General features: G+C 73.9%; 9 protein-coding genes. 3 read left to right on the top strand and 6 right to left on the bottom strand.

Going from position 1 to position 18824, the window contains the following annotated elements; genetic code table 11:
* Positions 1-2 precede the first annotated feature (2 nt).
* The gene (locus tag LNK82_RS03115; protein WP_308257145.1) at positions 3-12455 is read right to left on the bottom strand and encodes an SDR family NAD(P)-dependent oxidoreductase; all 12453 of its coding nucleotides are present in this window, start codon (positions 12453-12455) and stop codon (positions 3-5) included.
* 196 nt (positions 12456-12651) lie between these two features.
* On the opposite strand from LNK82_RS03115, the gene LNK82_RS03100 reads away from it, so the two are divergent.
* A complete protein-coding gene (locus tag LNK82_RS03100; RefSeq protein ID WP_230565368.1) occupies positions 12652-13026 on the top strand; it encodes a YybH family protein in 375 nt (124 codons plus the stop codon).
* A gap of 1 nt (position 13027) precedes the next feature.
* The gene (locus tag LNK82_RS03095) at positions 13028-14476 is read left to right on the top strand and encodes an aspartate aminotransferase family protein (protein ID WP_230565367.1); all 1449 of its coding nucleotides are present in this window, start codon (positions 13028-13030) and stop codon (positions 14474-14476) included.
* A 68-nt stretch (positions 14477-14544) separates the two neighbouring features.
* Here LNK82_RS03095 and LNK82_RS03090 read toward each other — a convergent pair whose 3' ends face one another.
* Both LNK82_RS03090 and LNK82_RS03085 read right to left on the bottom strand, forming a co-directional pair.
* On the bottom strand, positions 14545-14706 hold the full coding sequence (locus tag LNK82_RS03090; RefSeq protein ID WP_230565366.1) for a DUF397 domain-containing protein: 162 nt from the start codon (positions 14704-14706) through the stop codon (positions 14545-14547).
* 9 nt (positions 14707-14715) lie between these two features.
* Positions 14716-15555 carry a helix-turn-helix domain-containing protein gene (locus tag LNK82_RS03085; RefSeq protein WP_230565365.1) on the bottom strand — a complete coding sequence of 280 codons (840 nt, stop codon included), beginning with the start codon at positions 15553-15555 and terminating at the stop codon, positions 14716-14718.
* A gap of 108 nt (positions 15556-15663) precedes the next feature.
* Here LNK82_RS03085 and LNK82_RS03080 point away from each other — a divergent pair, with 108 nt between their 5' ends.
* The gene (locus tag LNK82_RS03080; protein WP_230565364.1) at positions 15664-15972 is read left to right on the top strand and encodes a hypothetical protein; all 309 of its coding nucleotides are present in this window, start codon (positions 15664-15666) and stop codon (positions 15970-15972) included.
* 54 nt (positions 15973-16026) lie between these two features.
* Here LNK82_RS03080 and LNK82_RS03075 read toward each other — a convergent pair whose 3' ends face one another.
* From LNK82_RS03075 to LNK82_RS03065, 3 genes are all read right to left on the bottom strand, one after another.
* On the bottom strand, positions 16027-17595 hold the full coding sequence (locus LNK82_RS03075) for an acyl-CoA carboxylase subunit beta (protein ID WP_230565436.1): 1569 nt from the start codon (positions 17593-17595) through the stop codon (positions 16027-16029).
* 11 nt (positions 17596-17606) lie between these two features.
* A complete protein-coding gene (locus tag LNK82_RS03070; protein ID WP_230565363.1) occupies positions 17607-18131 on the bottom strand; it encodes a flavin reductase family protein in 525 nt (174 codons plus the stop codon).
* Between the two features lie 64 nt (positions 18132-18195).
* Complete coding sequence (locus LNK82_RS03065; RefSeq protein ID WP_230565362.1) at positions 18196-18612, bottom strand: YybH family protein; 417 nt, start codon at positions 18610-18612, stop codon at positions 18196-18198.
* Between the last annotated feature and the right edge of the window lie 212 nt (positions 18613-18824).

The following is an 18824-nucleotide window of genomic DNA, read 5'->3' as shown; positions in this document are numbered from 1 at the left end:
TCCTAGTCCAGCTCGTCGACCAGCGCGAACAACGCGTCGTCGTCAGCGGAGTCGAGGTCGGTGTCCAGTGCGGTGCCCGCGCCGAGCAGGGTGCGCAGCCGGTCCAGCGCGGTGTCGTCCAGCTCGCCCGCGCGCACCGCCGCTTCCAGGCGGTCCACCAGCGATTCCTCGTCGGCCGACACCAGCGACCGCAGGTGCTCGGCCAACGCCTCCGGGCTCGGGTGGTCGAACACCACCGTGGTCGCCAGCGTCAGCCCGGTGGCCGCGCCGAGCCGGTTGCGCAGCTCGACCGCCGTCAACGAGTCGAAGCCCAGCTCGGTGAACGCCCGCCGGGTGTCGATCGCGTCCGGGTCGTCGTGCCCGAGCACGGCCGCCACCTGCGTCCGCACCACCGCCGGCAGGTCCAGGTCCGCCACGTCGGCAGCCGCCGCGGCCCGCGAGGCCTTGCGGGCGCGGACCACGTCCCGCAGCACGGCGGGCAGGTCGTCCCGACCCCGCAACGCCGCCTGGTCGAACCGGGTCACGGCGAGCACCGGCGCGCCGTGCGCCAGGGCCGCGTCGAACAGCTCCATCGCCTCGTCCGCGCCCAACGGCGACAGACCGGACCGGGCCAGCCGCCGCAGGTCCACTTCGGACAGACCGCCGGACAGCTCGCTCTCGGTCTCCCACAGGCCCCAGGCCAGGGACGTCGCGGGCAGGCCCAACGCGTGCCGGTGCTCGGCCAGCGCGTCCAGGTAGCTGTTGCCCGCCGCGTAGTTGGCCTGGCCCGCGGTGCCGAGCAGGCCCGCGACCGACGAGTACAGCACGAACGCCGACACGTCACCGGCCAGCTCGTGCAGGTGCCAGGCGGCGTCGACCTTGGGCCGCAGCACCCGGTCCACCTGCTCGGAGGTGAGCCCGGTGAGCGTGCCGTCGTCGACCACGCCCGCCGTGTGCACGACGGCCGTCGGCCGGTACTGCTCCACCACCGCCGCCAGCGCGTCCCGGTCGGCCGAGTCGCACGCCACCAGGTGCACCTTCGCGTCCAGTTCGGAGACCAGCCGGTCCGCGCCCGGCGCGTCCGGACCGCGCCGGCTCAGCAGCACCAGTTCCGCCACGCCGTGGGTCGTGACCAGGTGCCGGGCCAGGACCGCGCCCAACGCGCCGGTCGCGCCGGTGATCAGCACCGGCCCGGCGCCCCAGTCCACCGGGCGGTCGGCCGACGGAGTGCGGGCCAGGCGGGGCACCAACACCTCCCCGCCGCGTACCGCGACCTCGGGTTCGCCCAACCGCAACGCCGTGTCCACCAGGTCGTCGGCATCCGCGGTGACCAGCCTGAACCGGCCGGGTTGCTCGGCCTGCGCGCTGCGCACCAGACCTCGCACGGCCGCGTGCTCCAGCCCGTCCCGCACCACGACCGCGAGCGGCCGGTCCGCCCGGCGCAGCACGTCGAGCGTGTGGTGGACCGCCTCACGCGCGTCCAGCTCCGGCACCCGGTGCACGGTCAGGCCGTGCGGCGGCAGGTCACCGGGCACGGTCACGGGCCGCCAGGTCAGCGCGTGCAGCCCGTCCCGGGCCACCCGGCCGCCCAACGGCCGCAACGCCAGCTCGTCCACCGTCAACACCGGCCGGCCCGCCGCGTCCGCCAGCACCAGCGCCACCGACGCCCCGGTCCGGGTCACCCGCGCGCGGACGGCGGGCGCGGTGGAGTGCACCGTCACCCCGCTCCACGCGAACGGCAGCACGGACTGCGCGTCGTCGTCCGCCACCCCGGGCAGCAACGAGTGCAGGGCTGCGTCGAGCACCGCCGGGTGCACCAGGAACCCGTCGCCCTCCTGCGGGACCAGCTCGGCGAACAGGTCGTCACCCGACCGCCACAACGCCTTCAGCCCTTGGAACGCCGGCCCGTAGTGGTAGCCGTGCGGCGCCAACCGCTCGTAGACACCGTCGAGGTCCACCGCCTCGGCATCGGCGGGCCAGGAGAACTCACCGGCCGCGGGAACGTCCTCCGTCAGCGCGCCGGCCGCGTGCTGCTCCCACGGCGAGTCGGCATCCGGACGGGAGTGGATCGTGACGGGACGACGACCGCCCTCCGGCGCACCGACGGTGACCTGCACCTGCGCGCTGCCGAGCACCAACGGCGCGGACAACGTCAGCTCGGCCAGGTGCGGGAACCCCGTGTAGGCGCCGGCGGCGAGCGCCATCTCGGCGAGCGCCGTGCCGGGCAGCAGCACGTCGTCCCGCACCCGGTGGTCGGCGAGCCAACCACCGGCCGACACCCGTCCGGTGAGCACGACGGTGTCGCCACCGCTCAGCTCGACCGCCGCGCCGAGCAACGGGTGCCGGGGGTCGGACAGCCCCAACTCGCCGGCCGAGCGCGTGGAGCGGGGCGCGTCCAGCCAGAACCGACGTCCCCGGAACTGATAGCCCGGCAGCGTCACCGGCCGTGCGTCACCGAAGTCCCACGTCACCGGGATGCCGCGGGTGTGCAGGACGCCCAACGCCGACAGCGCGTGGTCGAGCTCCGGCCGGCCCGCGCGCAGCACCGTCACCGCCGAGCCCGGTTCCCGCTCCAGGCACTGCCGGGCCAACGCGGTCAGCACGCCGTCCGGTCCGAGCTCCACGAACTCCGTCACGCCGAGCCGTTCCAGCGTGCGCACGCCGTCCAGGAAGCGCACGGCCTCCCGGATGTGGCGAACCCAGTACTCCGGCGACCGCAGCTGCTCGACGGTCGCGACCTCGCCCGTGACGTCCGAGACCACGGTGATCGACGGCTCGCGGAACACCACGTCGGCCAGGTCGGCGCGGAACGCGTCCAGCACCTCGTCCATGTGGGGCGAGTGGAACGCGTGGCTGACCGGCAACCGGCGCGTGCGGCGGCCCTTGGCCGACCACTCCGCGACCGCCCGCGCCACCGCCGCCTCGTCACCGGACACGACGGTCGAGCGGGGCGCGTTCAGCGCGGCCACCGCCAGCACGCCGTGCAGCGACGACCGCACCTCGTCCTCGGTGGCTTCGATCGCCGCCATCGCGCCGTCGTCCCGCGCGGACTGCATGGCCCGGCCGCGCGCGGCGACCAGCGTGCAGGCGTCGGCCAGGTCGAGGACACCGGCGACGTGCGCGGCGGCCACCTCGCCGACCGAGTGGCCGAACAGGTAGTCCGGGCGCACGCCGTGGTGCTCGACGAACCGGTAGAGCGCGACCTCGACGGCGAACAGCGCGGCCTGCGTGAACGCGGTCTGCCCGAGCAGCGCCGAGTCCGCCGAGTCGGGTTCGGCGAACAGCACCGCCTTGAGCGGGCGGTCCAGCACCGGGTCCAGGTGCGCGCAGACCTCGTCCAGCGCCTGCCGGAACACCGGCGAGGTCTCGTACAGCTCCCGTCCCATGCCGACCCGCTGGCTGCCCTGGCCGGTGAACAGGAACGCGGTCTTGCCGCGGCCCTCCCCGTCACCGATGGCGAGGTCGCCGAGCAGGGCGTCCCGGCCGACGACGACCGCGCGGCGGTCGAGCAGCGCCCGGCGGGACAGGGTCAGGCCGACGTCGGCCGGGTCCAGGTCGGGGTGCTCTGCGAGGTGGGCGTGCAGGGCCGCGGCCTGGGCGCGCAACGCCTCGTCGTCCCGGGCCGACAGCACCCAAGGCACCACCTCGGGCGTGGCGCGGTCGGCCGGCGCGGGCTCCGGGCCCTGTTCGAGCACGACGTGCGCGTTGGTGCCGCTGATGCCGAACGACGACACCGCCGCGCGACGCGGACGGCCGGCTCGCCACTCACGGGGCTCGGTCAGCAGTTCGACCGCGCCGGACGACCAGTCGACGTGCGGGGACGGCTCGCCGACGTGCAGGGTGCGCGGCATCACGCCGTGCCGCATCGCCTGCACCACCTTGATGATCCCGCCGACACCGGCCGCCGCCTGCGCGTGGCCGATGTTGGACTTCAGCGACCCCAGCCACAGCGGTTCCTCGCGGTCCTGACCGTAGGTGGCCAGCAGCGCCTGCGCCTCGATCGGGTCCCCGAGCTTCGTCCCGGTGCCGTGCGCCTCGACCAGGTCGACGTCCGCCGGGGTCAGCCGGGCGGCCGAGAGCGCCGCCTGGATCACCCGTTCCTGGGACGGCCCGTTGGGCGCGGTGAGGCCGTTGGACGCGCCGTCGGAGTTCACCGCCGAGCCGCGCACGACCGCCAGCACGCGGTGGCCGCGCTCGCGCGCGTCGGAGAGCCGCTCGACCACCAGCAGGCCGACGCCCTCCGACCAGCCGGTGCCGTCGGCGTCGGCCGAGAACGACTTGCAGCGGCCGTCCGCCGACAGCCCGCGCTGGCGGGAGAACTCGACGAACGTGCTCGGCCCGGCCATCACCGTGACGCCGCCCGCCAGGGCCAGGTCGCACTCGCCGTTGCGCAGCGCCTGGGCCGCCAGGTGCAGCGCCACCAACGACGACGAGCAGGCCGTGTCGACCGTGATCGCCGGGCCCTCCAAGCCGTAGGTGTAGGCGAGCCGCCCGGAGATGACGCTGGAGGTGTTGCCCGCCAGCAGGAAGCCCTCGACCTCGTCGGGCGTCTCGGGCAGGCGTGAGGCGTAGTCGTCGTACATCACGCCGGTGAACACGCCGGACCGGCTGCCGCGCAGGGTCGTCGGGTCGATGCCCGCGTCCTCGAACGCCTCCCAGGCCGTCTCCAGCAGCAGCCGCTGCTGCGGGTCGGTCGCCAGCGCCTCGCGCGGCGACATGCCGAAGAAGCCCGCGTCGAACAGGTCGGCGTCGTGCAGGAACCCCCCGTGCCGGGTGTAGGTGGTGCCGAGCTTCTCCGGGTCCGGGTCGTACAGCGCGTCGACGTCCCAGCCCCGGTTGGTCGGGAACTCCGAGATCGCGTCCCGGCCCTCGTCGACCAGCCGCCACAAATCCTCCGGCGACCGCACCCCGCCCGGGAAGCGGCACGCCATGCCGACGATCGCGATCGGCTCGTCGGCGCGGGCCGAGACCTTCCGCTCGGCCTTCCGGTTGCCCGCCACCAGGTACGCGGCCAGCGCGGTCGGCGTGGGGTGGTCGAAGACCAGCGTCGTGGGCAGCTTGCGCCCGGTGGCCGCGATCAGCCGGTTGCGCAGGTCGACGCCCGCAAGCGAGTCGAAGCCCTGGTCCCGGAACGCCTTCTCCGGGTCGACCGCGGCGCCGTCGGCGTGGCCGAGCGCGGCGGCGGCCAGCGAGCGCACCAGGTCCAGCGCGTTCGCCTCGGTCAACGTGGCCGCCACGGCCTTGGCGGCACGCCGCTTCACCAGGCCGCGCAACGGCGGCGGCACGTCACCGTCCACTCGGGACGGCTCCAGCGCGGCCGGGACGAGCAGGCCCGCGTCACCCGCGAGCGCGCGGTCGAACAGCGCCAGGCCGCGCTTCGGGTCGAGCGGCGCGACACCGGCACGTGCCCAGCGCGCCAGGTCGGCCTCACCCAGCCTCTCCCCCATGCCGGCGTCCCACAGACCCCACGCCAGCGACACCGCGGGCAGGCCCCGCGCGCGGCGGTGCGCGGCCAGGGCGTCCAGGTAGGTGTTGGCGGCGGCGTAGTTGCCCTGGCCCGCCGTGCCGAGCACACCGGAGATCGACGAGAACAGCACGAACGCCTCGACGTCGCCTGCCAGCTCGTGCAGGTGGCGGGCCGCGAGCGCCTTGGGTGCGAGGACCCGGTCCACCTGCTCGTCGGTCAACGCCGTGGTGGTCGCGTCGTCCAGCACGCCGGCGGCGTGGACGACGGCGGTGATCCGCTCACCGGCCAGCAGCTCGGCCAACGCCTCGCGGTCGGCCACGTCGACGGCCGCCACCCGCGCGCCCAGCTCCTCGGCCAGTTCCCGCGCGCCGGGCGCGTCCAGCCCGCGCCTGCCGACCAGCAGCAGGTCGCGCACGCCGTGCTGGTCGTGCAGGTGCCGGGCGACCAACGCGCCGAGCCCGCCCGTGCCACCGGTGACGAGCACGGTGCCGTGCAGCCGCACGGGCTCGCCCAGCTCGGTCCGGGTCAGGCGCGGCACGAGGAACCGGCCGTCCCGCACGGCGACCTGCGGCTCACCGGTCGCGACGGCGGCGGGCACCGCGTCGGCGTCCTCGGCGTCCACCACGACCACGCGGTCCGGGTGCTCGGACTGCACCACCCGCACCAGACCCCACACGGCGGCGTTGGCCAGGTCGTCCACCGGCTCGCCCGGCTGGGCCGCGACCGCCCGCCGGGTGTGGAACACCAGCCGGTCGCCCGGGTCGTGCTCCTCCGCGAGCCAGTCCTTCACCAGCCCCAACGCCCGGCGCACGGCCGCGCGCGGGTCGTCGGTCCCGGCCGGCGGCACGACCACCAGGTCGCCCACCGGCTCGTCCGCCGCGACCTCGGTCCAGGTCACCGCGAACGTGGAGCTGCCCGCGAGGGCGTCCTTGGCGACGGCGCGCAACGTGATGCCGTCGATGCGGCCCAGCGGCACGCCCGCCGGGTCGGCGACGTCCACGGCGAAGGTGTCGGCGCCGTCGGGCGTGATGCGGACGCGCAGCCCGGTCGCGCCGGCCGCCTTCAGCTCCACCCCGCTCCACGCGAACGGCAGCCTGATCCGACCTTCGCCGGCCGGTTCGAGCACGAGCGGGTGCAGCACGGCGTCCAGCAGCGCCGGGTGGACCGCGAAGCCCTTGACCGGCGCGGTGATCGCGACCTCGGCGTAGACCGTGTCGCCGTCACGCCACATCGCCCGCAGGCCGCGGAACGGGTCGCCGTAGTCGTAGCCGAGAGCCGCCAGGCGGTCGTAGGCGTCGTCGATCGGCTCTTCGTCGACCTCCGGGGGCCACGGGAACGACTCGGCCTGCGTGGCGGCCTCGGTGAGCGTGCCGGAGGCGTGCCGCTGCCAGGTGTCCTGGCGCGAGTGCACGGTGAACCGGCCCTCCCGCACGGTGACCTGCACCGACACCGACCCGGTCGCCGGCACGACCAGCGGCGCTTCCAGGGTCAGGTCCTCGACGCGCGGCAGGCCGACCCGCTCCCCCGCCGCCAGCGCCAGCTCCAGGAACGCCGTGCCCGGCACCAGCACCGAGCCGTTGACCACGTGACCGGCCAGCCACGGCTGCGCGGTCAACGACACCTCGCCGGTGAGCACGACCTCGTCCCGCTCGGCCAGCTCCACCACCGTGGTGACCAGGCCGGTGGCGCGGGGCCGGTCGGTGAGCCAGTAGTGGTCGCGGCGGAACGGGTAGGTCGGCACGTCGTCGGCGCGGTCCGCGCCGGGCACGAACGACGCCACGTCCAGAGGCGCGCCGTGGGCGTGGGCGTGCGCCATGCCCCACACCGCCGTCACCGGCTCGGGCCGGCCGGCGCGTCCCAGCGACACCGCCGTGACGCCGGCGGCCTGCGCGAGCGGCGCGAGCACCGCGTCCGGGCCGACCTCCACGAACACCGTCGCGCCGTGCCGCTCCAGGCCGCGCACGGCGTCCAGGAAGCGGACCGTGCCGCGGATCTGGCGCGTCCAGTGGTCGGCGTCGGGGACCAGCGGCTCGCCGGTCACCGTGGAGATCACCGGGATCCGCGGCTCGTGGTGGGTGACGGTCGCGGCGATCGAGCGGAACTCGTCCAGCACGTCGTCCATGTGCGGCGAGTGGAACGCGTGGCTGACCTGGAGCTTGCGGGCGCGCGGGAACCGGCTCGCGAACGCCGTGACGGCGTCCTCGTCACCCGCCAGCACCAGCGAGGTCAGGCTGTTGACGGCCGCGAGCGCCACCCCGTCGGGCAGCTCGCCGAGGTCGTCCTCCCCGGCCTGCACTGAGATCATCACTCCGCCGCCGCGGGCCGACTGCATGAGCCGGCCGCGCGCGGCGACCAGCTTGGCCGCGTCGTCGAGCGTGAGGATCCCGGCGACGTGGGCGGCGACCAGCTCGCCGATGGAGTGCCCGGCCACCAGGTCCGGGGTGAGGCCGTGGTGCTCGGCCAGCCGGAACAGGGCGGTCTCGAAGGCGAACAGGGCGGGCTGGGTGCAGCGGGTCTCGTGCAGCTCCGGGCGGTCGCCGAACATCAGGTCCTTGAGCGGCACGTCCAGGTGCGGCGCGAAGGCGTCCACGACCTCGTCCAGGGCGCGGGCGAACACCGGGAACGTCTCGTACAGCTCACGTCCCATGCCCGCGCGCTGCGCGCCCTGCCCGGTGAACAGCACCGCCGTGCGGCCGTCGGGGACCGCACGACCGGTGGCCGGCGCGGCGCCGGAGAAGTCCTCGGGCGTGACGCCGACCAGGACGGCCCGGTGGTCGAAGCGCGTGCGTCCGGCCAGCGCGCGGGCCACCTCGGCGACGTCGGTCCGACCGCGGACCCGGTCCAGGCCGGCGACGGCGGCCTCGGCGTCCCGGCCGCTGAACACCCACGGCACGGGCGTGGCTACCTCGGCGCGCGTCGGCTCGTGCACGTCGCCCTGCTCCAGCACCAGGTGCGCGTTGGTGCCGCTGATGCCGAACGACGAGATGCCCGCCCGGCGGGGCGCGGGCCACTCGCGCGCGTCGGCCAGCAGCTCGACCTTGCCCGACGTCCAGTCGACCTTCGGGGTGGGCTCGCCGACGTGCAGGGTGCGCGGCATGACGCCGTGCCGCATCGCCTCCACCAGCTTGATCACGCCACCGACGCCGGCCGCCGCCTGCGCGTGGCCGATGTTGGACTTGAGCGAGCCCAGCCACAGCGGTTCGTCGCGGTCGCGGCCGTAGGTGGCGAGGATGGCCTCGGCCTCGATGGGATCGCCCAACGACGTGCCGGTGCCGTGCGCCTCCACCACATCCACCTCGGACGGCTCCAGCCCGGCGTCGGCCAGCGCCTGCCGGATCACGCGCTGCTGGGACCGGCCGTTGGGCGCGGTGAGGCCGTTGGACGCGCCGTCGGAGTTGATCGCGCTGCCCCGGATGACGGCGAGCACCCGGCGCCCGTTGCGGCGGGCGTCGGACAGCCGTTCCAGCATCACCACGCCGACGCCCTCGGCCCACGCCGTGCCGTCCGCGTCGGCGGAGAACGACTTGCACCGCGCGTCGGCGGCGAGGCCGTGCTGGCGGGAGAACTCCAGGAACATGCCGGGTGTGGCCATGACCGTGACGCCACCCGCGATGGCCGCGCTGGACTCGCCGCTGCGCAGCGACCGCACCGCGAGGTGCAGGGCCACCAGGGACGACGAGCAGGCCGTGTCCACGGTGAGCGCGGGTCCGATGAGCCCGAGCTGGTAGGCGATGCGGCCCGACATCACGCTCGGCGTCGCGCCGGTCAGCACGTGCCCCTCGGCCTGGTCGGACGCCTCGTGCATGCGGGGCCCGTAGTCGGCCGCCGTGCCGCCGACGAACACGCCGGTCCGGCTGCCGCGCAACGACTCCGGGTCGACGCCCGCCCGTTCGACGGCCTCCCACGCGGTCTGGAGCAGCAACCGCTGCTGCGGGTCCATGGCCAGCGCCTCGCGCGGCGAGATGCCGAAGAACGCCGGGTCGAACTCGCCCGCGCCGGCCAGGAAGCCGCCCTCCCGCACGTAGCTGGTGCCCGAGCGGTCCGGGTCGGGGTGGTAGAGGTCGCCCGACCAGCCGCGGTCGGTCGGGAACTCCCCGATCGCGTCCCGGCCCTCGGCGACCAGCCGCCACAGGTCCTCCGGCGACTCCACGCCGCCCGGGAAGCGGCACGCCATGCCGACGATCGCGATCGGCTCGTCGTGCTGCTCGCGCTGCTCGAACACCTCCTCGGTGACCTCGTCCTCGTGCAGGTAGGAGATCAAGGCCTGCGGCGTGGGGTGGTCGAACAGCAGGCCGGTGGGCAGGGCGCGGCCGGTCGCGGCGGCCAGGTTCTCCCGCAGCTCCACGCCCATCAGCGAGTCGAACCCCAGGTCGCGGAACGGGCGGCGCGGGTCGACCTTGCCGGGGTCCGCGCCGAGCACGGCGGCGACGTGGTGCAGCACCAGGTGCGCGACGTCCGCCGACCGTTCGACCCGGACCGGCGCGGCCTCCTCGTCCAGCCAGTGCCGTTCGCGCTGGAACGGGTAGGTGGGCAGCTTCACCCGCCGCCCGAGGTGCAGGGCGGACCAGTCGACGGGCACGCCCCGCGTGTGGGCGGCGGCGAACGCGGTCAGCGCCGTGGTCACCTCGTCGTGGCCCTTGCGCATCATCGGGAACGCGCGCACGCCCGCGTCGGCCGCCATCGCCGAGCACACGCCGTCCGGCCCGGCCTCGACGAGCGTGGTGACGTCCAGCGCGCGCACGGCCTGGAGGAACCGGACCGGCTCGCGGACCTGGCGGACCCAGTGCTCGGGGTCGGTGAGGTCGGCGTCGGGGCGCACGGTCGACACCACCGGGATGACCGGCTGGTGGAACGTGAGGCCGCGCACCACGTCGCGGAACTCGTCCAGCATCGGGTCCATCAGCGGCGAGTGGAACGCGTGGCTCACGGTGAGCTGCTTCGTGCGGTGGCTCAACGTCTTCGCGTAGGCCAGGACGGCGTCCTCAGGCCCCGACAGCACGACCGCGCGCGGACCGTTGACCGCCGCGAGCGCGACGCCGTCCGGGAGGTCCAGCTCGTCCTCGGCCGCCTCCACCGCGACCATCGCGCCACCGGCCGGCAACGCGCCCATCAACCTGCCGCGCGCGCTCACCAGGGCGCAGGCGTCGGGCAGGGAGAGGATCCCGGCCACGTGGGCGGCCGCGATCTCGCCGATGGAGTGGCCCAGCACGACCTGCGGCGTGAGGCCCCACGACTCGGCCAGCCGGTACGCGGCCACCTCGACCGCGAACAGGGCGGGCTGGGTCCAGGCGGTGTCGTCGAGGCCCTCGCCCGAGGTGACGACGTCGCGCAGGCCGGGGTCGAGGTGCGCGCAGACCTCGTCGAACGCCTCGGCGAACACCGGGAACGCGCGGTGCAGCTCGGCGCCCATGCCGGCGCGCTGCGCGCCCTGACCCGTGAAGACGACGCCGAGCGTGCCGTCCGCGACCGTGCCGCTGACGACGTTGGGCGCGGGCACGCCCGCCGCGACGGCGTCCAGGCCGGTGTCGAGGGAGGCGCGGTCGGACGCGATCACCACGGCCCGGTGCTCGAACGACGTGCGCGTGGTGGCGAGTGACCAGCCGAGGTCGCGTGGTTCGCCTTCGGTGGCCCGCATGAGGGCCGCGTGCGCCCGCAACGCCTCGGGCGTGCGCCCGGAGACCGGCACCACCGCGAACCCGTCGGCGGTCGCGGTGGCCGGCTCGATCACGTTCGGCGCCGGCGCGGGCGGTTCGGCGACCACCACGTGGCAGTTCGTGCCGCCCATGCCGAACGAGCTCACCCCCGCCACCAGCGGCCGGTCCGGGTGCGGCCAAGCGGAACGTCCCGTTTGGACGGTCAGGTTGTGCTCGTCCAGCCGCAGCTCCGGGTTGGGCGAGCGGAAGTTCAGGCTCGCGGGCAGCTCGCGGTGCCGGATGGCCAGCACCGACTTCAGCAGGCCGACGATGCCCGCCGCGCCCTCCAGGTGCCCGATGTTCGTCTTCACCGACCCCACCGGCAGCGGCTCGGCCCGACCGGCGAACGCCTCGCCCAGCCCCGCCGCCTCGATCGGGTCTCCGACCGGCGTGCCGGTGCCGTGCAGCTCCACGTACTGCACCGCCCCGGCGTCCACCCCGGCCCGCCGCTGCGCCGCCCGCACCACCGCCGCCTGCGCCGCGGGCTGCGGCACGGTCAGACCCGGTGTCGCGCCGTCGTTGTTGACCGCGCTGCCCCGGATCACCGCGTACACGTCGTCACCGTCGGCCAGGGCGGCGCGCAGCGGCTTGAGCACCAGCACTGCCGCGCCCTCGCCGCGCACGTACCCGTTGGCCCGCGCGTCGAAGGTGAAGCACCGGCCGTCCGGCGACAGCCCGCCGAACTTGTCCGCGCCCAGCGCGCCCTCGGCGAGGATGTTCAGGTTCACACCCGCCGCCAAGGCCAGCGGCGACTCGCCGTTGCGCACGCTCTCCGCCGCGAGGTGCACCGCGACCAGCGACGACGACTGCGCGGTGTCCACCACGACGCTGGGACCGCGCAGGTCCAACGCGTAGGACACGCGGTTGGCGATGATGCCCCGGTGCGTGCCGGTGTTGGTGTGCTGCGTGATCGCGCCGCGCCCGAGCACCAGACCGGCGTAGTCGTCGCGCAACGAGCCGACGAACACCGACGCCGCCGTGCCCGCCAGCGAGCCGGGCACGATCCCGGCGTCCTCCAGCGCCTCCCACGCCAGCTCCAGCACCAGCCGCTGCTGCGGGTCGGTCGCGGCGGCCTCGCGCGGTGAGATGCCGAAGAACCCGGCGTCGAAGTAGCCGACCCGGTCCAGGAACGCGCCGTACCGCGCGCCGCGCACCGCCTTGGTCTCCGGGGACAGGGTCTCCCACCGGTCCGCGGGCACCTCGGTCACCGCGTCCCGGCCGTCGCGCAGCAGCCGCCAGAACGCGGCCGGGTCGGTCGCACCGGGCAGCCGGCAGGACACACCGACCACCGCGACCGTGTCGTCCAGGTTCGTCATCGACAAGCCCTTCGCGAGCGGGATGGTTTTCCGATCTCCGGTTCTACCGACGAATTGCGCCCGCGCAGTCACGAAACGGTCGTCGGGCGTTCTCCGGCCGGCGAATTACCGGCGCGTGACCGAGTCCTGGTTAACGTCGGTGCCGTCATTCCGGCCCGACCCAGAACCGGCCAAACCCAGAAAGGGACTGGTCCCCATGACCACGAACTTCGCGTTGCCCGAGGACGCCACCAAGATGACCGCGCTGTACGTCCGGGCGATGAACTCGGGCGACGTCGACGCCGTCCTGTCGCTCTACACCGAGGACGCCGTGTCGGTGTGGGCCCCCGAGAACCCCATCAGCGGCGCCGAGCACGAGCAGGCCGTGAAGGAGTTCATGGCCAAGCGCCCGGCGATGCGCGCCGAGCTCAAGGAGTCGTACGTGACCGGCGACACCGCGCTGCTGGTGGTCGACTGGTCGTTCGACATCGAGGGCGAGGAGCCGCTGTCCGGCACGGGCCTGGACGTGCTGCGCAGGGGCCCGGACGGCAAGTGGCGCTACGCCATCGACAACCCGTTCGGCGACAACTGACATGGAGCCGCGACTGGCCGAGGCGCACCTGGGCGGCCTGTTGTCCCAGCTGGGGCTGGACGCCGAGTACGTGCGCGGCGAAGCGGACACGCTGTGGTGGCGCCGGCCGTCCGGCGACGAGGTGCCGGTGGTGGACTTCGTCGGCGGTTACGGCTCGCTGGTGCTGGGCCACAACCACCCGGAGGTCGTGCGGTGCGCCCGGGACCTGCTGGACCGGCAGGTCCCCGTGCACGCGCAGTTCTCCGACCACCCCTACGCCAACGACCTGGCCCTCGCGCTGAACCGCGTGCTGTGGCGGGAGTTCGGCACCGACGAGCCGTACTCGGCGATCTTCGCCAGCACCGGCGCGGAAGCCGTCGAGATCGCGTTGAAGCACGCCGAGATGGCCCGCGGCGCGCGGGTCGCGGCGCTGCGCGACGAGATCGAGGCGCATCTGGCCGACGCGCCCGCCGACCTGGCCGAACGGGTCCGCGAGCACAACGAGGGCCGGTACGACGCGCCGCCGGTGTTCCTGACGCTCGAAGGGTCGTTCCACGGCAAGCTGGCGGGCAGCGTGCAGCTCACCCACAACGCCGGTTACCGGCTGCCGTTCCGGGCGCTGGCCGCGCAGGCGCGGTTCGTGGCGGGCGGCGAGGTCGCCAAGGAGGTCGAGGCGTGCCGCGTCACGCTGCTCGACGTCCGCGACGGCCGACTGGTGGAACGCGACCTGCCGGTGATCGCCGCGTTCTTCGTGGAACCGATCCAGGGCGAGGGCGGCATCCACGTGCTCGACGCCGAGGTGGCGGCCGACATCCGCGCCGCGGCCGACGCGGGCGGCTTCCCGGTCGTGGTGGACGAGATCCAGACCGGGATCGGGCGGACCGGCGCGTTCTTCGCGTCGTCGCACGTCGGGCTGCGCGGCGATTACGTGCTGCTGGCCAAGGCACTCGGCGGCGGCATCGCCAAGGCGGCCGTGACCCTGATCCGGCAGTCGGCCTACGTGCCGGAGTTCGAGCTGGTGCACAGCTCGACGTTCGCCAAGGACGCGTTCTCCTGCCACATCGGTTCGCGGGTGGTCGACCTGGTCGAGCGGCTCGACGCCTGCGGACGTGCGGCGGAACGGGGCCAGGCGCTGGCGTCGGCGTTGCGCGCGGTCCAGGCCGACTTCCCGACCGTCGTCGCCGACGTCCGCGGTCGCGGGCTGATGCTGGGCCTGGAGTTCCACGACCAGACCGGCGCCGCGGGCCCGGTGGGCGAGCTGGCCGGCCAGGGCCTCCTCGGCTACGTGTTGGCGGGCTACCTGCTCAACGCCCACCACGTCCGCGTCTTCCCCACCGCCAGCGCCACCCACACCCTGCGCTTCGAACCGTCGGTCTTCATCACCGACGAGCAGATCGACCGACTGGCCACCGGCCTGCGCGCCGCGTGCACCGCGCTGCGCGACAACCCGAACGCCCTCCTACCCGGCTGACCCACACCCCCAGGGGTCGGCTGTCCCCGACGGCCCACCGACCGCGTTCCCCGGTCGGTGGGCCGTTCTCACTGCTTGAGGGTGTTGAGGAACGCCTGGAACGCCCCCGGCCGGAACACCAACGTCCCCGACTCCCGGCTCTTGGTGTCCCGCACCGCCGCCCGTTCGGCGGACCGAGCCACCTCGACGCAGTTCTGCGCCCCACCACTGCGCGACGACTTCCGCCACATTGGCCGCTCCTAAGACAGCTCGCGAATACGCCGATTGATCTTCTCAACCGTGCGCTGCTCGCTCAAGGCGTTGGCCCGCAGGCTGTCGAAAGCGAGGTTGTAGGTGCGGACGTGCTCGCGCCCCAGGTAGTCCGAAGCGGTCAGCCCTTCGACGTAGACGATCCCCGGCCGCCCCGCGAGCAGGGTCAGGATCGTGAAGGCGACACCATGGGAGGAGTGCGCACCGGCGTCGAACGGCACGACCTGAACGCACACGTGCGGCAGCTTCCCCAGCGCCCGGAGCTCGGCCAGCTGGGCCCGCATCACCTCCGGCCCGCCGATCTCGCGGTGCAACGCCTCTTCGCTGAGCACCAACCAGAGGCGGGGCGCACCTTCGGATTTCATCCACTCCAGCCGCTTCGCCCGGTCCTCGGCCATCCGGTCGACGTCGGTGGCCGAGGCGGTCACCGACCGCTCCAGCAGCGCCCTGGCGTAGTGGGCGGTCTGCACGATTCCTGGCACGCAGTCGAGGTTGAAGACCTTCAACTCGGTGGCCGCGCGCTCCAGGTTCACGTACTTCACCGAGTGCTCCGGAACCCGAGCCGGTGGCAGCTTGCGGCGAGACTCGGTAGCCAACCGCCGCAGCTCCGGAGCGGCGGACTCGGGGATCCCGTAGATCCGGACGATCTTGGCCAGGTCCTTCTCGCTGACCTGCAGGTCGCCCTGCTCGACCTTCGACAGCTTCCCCGAGTACCAGCCGAGGGCCTTGCCCGCGTCGGCGCTGGACAGGCCCGCGGCCTCCCGCGCGTCGCGCAACTCGGCACCCAGCAGGATCCGCTGCACGATCGGGCCGGGGTCGGATGTGATCACACCCGGAGTCTGCCCGACCGCCCCGGCATCCCCGCTGCCATTCACTCCATCGAGCGGACTCCATGCCACTTGAGCCGCAAACTGAATTTCAATCGCTAGCGTTGCGCCATGACCGAGACCGAGCTCGTACCCGACCTGGACACCTTCGTGGCCGAGATGGTGGCCGACGACGCGCCCCGGCTGTTCGCCGTCGTCCAGGTGCACGACAACACCGACGCCGACATCGCCGCCTGGGGCCTGGCCTTCCCCGACCACGCCGAAGTCGTACTCGCCAACGGCGGCACGCGGATGCGGCTGCGGTCGCCCGAACGCGCCGCCCGCCTGCTCAGCCGCCCGCCCGCCACCGACGCCCGCTTGGTGTGGGTCACCGATGGCGTCCCGGAACGGCGCGCGTTGCCGGACCTCACCGGCCGGTGACCGGCCCAGGAGCCGGAGGGCTGGCGCCGCCCGGCTCCCGAGCCGTCCAGCTCGTCACAGCGGCACGTTGCCGTGCTTGCGCGCCGGACTGCGACGACGCTTGTCGCGCAGCATTTCCAGCCCTCGCCGCACCGCCGCCCGCGTCTGCGCCGGGTCGATCACGTCGTCCACCAGGCCGCGCTCGGCCGCGTAGTACGGGTGCGCCAGCTCGTCCGCGTAACGGGCCACCAGCACCCGCCGCAGCTCGTCCGGATCGGCGGCGGCGGCCAGTTCCTTGCGGTGGATGACGTTCACGGCGGCCTCCGCGCCCATCACCGCGATCTCGTTGGTCGGCCAGGCCAGCGACAGGTCGCAGCCGATCGACCGCGAGTCCATCACGATGTACGCGCCGCCGTACGCCTTGCGCAGGATGACCTGCACCCGCGGCACGGAGGCCTCGCAGTAGGCGTACAGCAGCTTCGCGCCGTGCCGGATCGCGCCGCCGTACTCCTGGTCGGTGCCCGGCAGGAAGCCCGGCACGTCCACCAGCGTCACCAGCGGGATGGCGAACGCGTCGCAGAACCGCACGAACCGGGCCGCCTTCTGCGACGCCGCCGTGTCCAGCACGCCCGCCAGCACCAGCGGCTGGTTGCCGACCACGCCCACGACCTCGCCACCGACCCGGGCGAACGCGCACACCACGTTGGCCGCCCAGCCCTCGTGCACCTCCAGGAACTCGCCGTCGTCCACGACCTCGCCGATCACCGACCGGATGTCGTAGGGTTGGTTCGGCGACACCGGCACGAGGGAGGCCAGGTCGGGCCGCACGTCGTCGTCCTCGTCAGGCGGCTCGCACGACGGCGGCGGCTCCAGGTTGTTCGACGGCAGCAACGACAGCAGGTACCGCACGTCGGCCAGGCAGCTCTCCTCGTCGTCGTGCACGAACGACGCCACGCCGGACAGCGAGCCGTGCACGTCCGCGCCGCCGAGCTGGTTGTGCGTCACCCGCTCGCCGCTGACCGCCTGCACCACGTCCGGCCCGGTCAGGTACATCTGAGCGGTCTCCCGCACCATGAACGTGAAGTCGGCCAGCGCGGGCGAGTAGGCCGCGCCACCGGCGCACGGCCCCAGCACCACGCTGATCTGCGGCACGATGCCGGACGCCTCGACCTGGCGGCGGAAGATGCCGCCGTAGCCGTTGAGCGCCATCACGCCTTCCTGGATGCGCGCGCCACCGCTGTCGTTCAACGCGACGATCGGCGACCCGGTGGCCACCGCCATGTCCATCACCTTGTGGATCTTCTCGGCGTGGCCCGCGCCCAGCGAGCCGCCGGAAATGGTGAAGTCCTGCGCGTAGACGAACACCCGCCGCCCGTCCACGGTGCCGGAGCCCGCGACCACGCCGTCGGTGTGCGCACCGGTCGTGCCGCGCCGGTACATGTCCACCTCGACGAACGAACCCTCGTCCAGCAACAGCTCCAGCCGTTCCCGGGCGGTCCGCTTGCCCAGCCGGTGCTGGCGCTCCACCGCCACCCGGTCGCCCAGCGCGATGCGGCCGGCCAGCTCGTCCCGCCGGTCGCGCAACGCCCGCATGGTGCGCGGCGGCGGCGGCTGCGTCGGGCGCACGGCGGGCCGCACGTCCATCTCGGAGATGCTCATCGTCGCCTTTCGCTCGTGTCGACCTGCCGGTAGCCACCGTCGAAGAACACCAGTCCTTCCCGCCCGTCGCCCCGGCCCGCGCCGAGCACCCGGCCGATGAACACCGAGTGGTCGCCCGCCTCGTGCACGTCGACCAGCTCGCACTCCAGCCACGCCAGCGAGCCGGCGAGCACCGGCGCGCCGGTGGCCGGGCCGGGCGCCCAGTCCACCCGGTCGAACTGGGCGCGTCCCGCGGGCCGGTCGCCGTCGGCGAACCAGCGGGCGCTGGACTCCTGGTCGCCGCGCAGCACCGATGTGGCGAAGTGCCCGGCGGCGGCGATCGAGCCGTGCATGGTCGCCGTGCGGGCCACGCAGCACAGCACCAGCGGCGGGTCGAGGGACACGGAGCTGAACGCGTTCGCGGTCATCCCGTGCATGTGCTCGCCACCGACGGTCAGCACGACGACGCCGGTGGCGAAGCGGGCGAGGGTGGAGCGCATCTCGGTCGGGGACACCCCGGTCAGCTCGGGTGCCAGTTCCATCGCACACGTCCTTCCCGCGAGCAGGGCGCGGACCGCGCCGGACGACGCGGCCCGCGCGTGCGGCTCAGCCCTCGATGTCCTCGACGCTGTCGGCGACCGGGCGGTCCACCGCCATCACCCACTTGCCGTCCTCGCCCCGCACCAGCACGTCGGTGCACTTGCCGAGGATGCGCTGCTTGCCGCCGTCCTCCTTGGTGATCTCCAGGTCGTAGTCCACGATGATCAGCGAGGTGTCGCCCGCCGTGTAGCTGGCCTTGACCTTGGACTTCAGCTTCGGCTTCGTCGCCAGCAGCGCGATGATCGCGTCCGTGCGCGCCTGGCCGGTCAACGGCCCACCGGACAGGTTGGAGATCGAGTCGTCCCGGTAGAGGCTGTCGAAGATGGCGCCCTGGCCCGAGTTGAACGCGGCCAGGAAAACGTCGTTCTGGACATCCGGGTCGTCGGTCAGGTCCAGGTTCTGCAAGTCGATCTGGGCGGTCATGGGAGAGTCCTCGCTTTCCTCACGGATTCCGCTTGGCCCACCGGACACGCTAATGGCACGACCGGTCGGCTCACTCACCGCGGAATAACTGGCCGCTCATTCGGCAATCAACCGCGCGTTTTCCGGGAATGCGCCGCCGCCCCCCGCCGGGGGGGGGGCGCCCGGCGGGCGCGGGGGTGGGGGGGGGGGGGGCCCCCCCGGGGCCCGGCGCC

The organism is Saccharothrix luteola (assembly GCF_020859565.1).
GTDB classification, from domain to species: Bacteria; Actinomycetota; Actinomycetes; order Mycobacteriales; family Pseudonocardiaceae; genus Actinosynnema; species Actinosynnema luteola.
This window is presented reverse-complemented; position numbering and strand designations above follow the sequence as displayed.